Here is a 1124-nt window from a genome sequence, read left to right on the forward strand (position 1 = left end):
ATTAGGTTGATATTTCTTTACATAATTACAGAAAGCTTTTAATGCGGTATGTTTACCGGCTTTCACTTCAATTGGGGTGATGCTACCATTATAATAGTGGAAAGTAACAGACCTCCTTTGTGTATATCGTCAATATCACTATAGCAGAGTTTGTTACTTTTTTATATCCCATAACTTTTTTTCTCCATCATAGGCTGAAATGATGTGGATTTTTTCACAGTCATGTGATATACTTTCCTAAAGAAACAGAGCGACAAATCGGAAGTTGAAGAGGAAATGGAATGGACGCAAGGGCATTTTGGAATGTTATTGGAAATTATAATGAGCAGACAAAGATAATTCAAATTGGCTTATTTATATTTGTGATTTCAGCGCTTATATTATCTTATACACATAAAGTAAACTGGGCGGCGAAATTTGCATTAGGAGTTGCAAATTTATTTATAGGCATCGTTTTTTTTGCATGGTATGGAACAGAGCCTATCCAAAAATATTTTGCCTTGCCACTGTATTTATTGTGTGGAGCTTTGTTTCTATTTGAAAGTTGGCAAAACCGAAATGATGTGATTAAGAAGCCTAATTTGTTACAAACACTATTATTGTTACTCTATTTGCTATATCCGTTTGTTTCCTTACTTTTAGGGAACTCTTTCCCACAAATGGTAACATATATCATGCCTTGTCCTATCGTCAGTTTAAGTATAATTGTTTATGCGTGCTACCAAAGGAAAAACAAATTGCTTCTTGCTCTGTTAACCGTTTGGGGATTAACAGGAATAAAATCAGTGATTTTTAGTGCCTATGAAGATATTATTCTTTTGATTTGCGGTTTATATGGCGTTGTTCTATTTGTGAATGGAATAAAGCAAACTCAAAAGAAATAATCAAATTTCATTTTGTCAAGCAAATAGCCACCAGCCCCACAACTGAATACATGAACCGAGAGCAGCTATTTTCAACCAAGAAAACGGCTGCTCTTTTTCCATTTAATATTGTAACCATTACAGCTCAAGGAGAAGTAAAACATGATGAAAAGATATCAGGCTAAAAAAATTTAAATTTATAAAGAAGGATTTTCCCCAATATAGAAAGCTGAAAGATACTACGAGGTTTAGACTTTTGTC

General features: G+C 33.5%; 1 protein-coding gene. It reads left to right on the forward strand.

The genetic code is table 11. The features are described 5' to 3' along the window. Positions 1 to 281: 281 nt before the first annotated feature. On the forward strand, positions 282 to 884 hold the full coding sequence (locus UGRO018_RS17675) for a DUF6064 family protein (protein WP_416327834.1): 603 nt from the start codon (positions 282 to 284) through the stop codon (positions 882 to 884). Positions 885 to 1124: the final 240 nt, after the last annotated feature.

Source organism: Hoskinsella mucinilytica (genome assembly GCF_045223415.1).
GTDB classification, from domain to species: domain Bacteria; phylum Bacillota_I; class Bacilli_A; order Erysipelotrichales; family Erysipelotrichaceae; genus Hoskinsella; species Hoskinsella mucinilytica.

Bases quoted from the DNA above. Each gene is read 5' to 3' on its own strand.
- UGRO018_RS17675 (WP_416327834.1), top strand. From the start codon at position 282: ATGGACGCAAGGGCATTTTGGAATGTTATTGGAAATTATAATGAGCAG.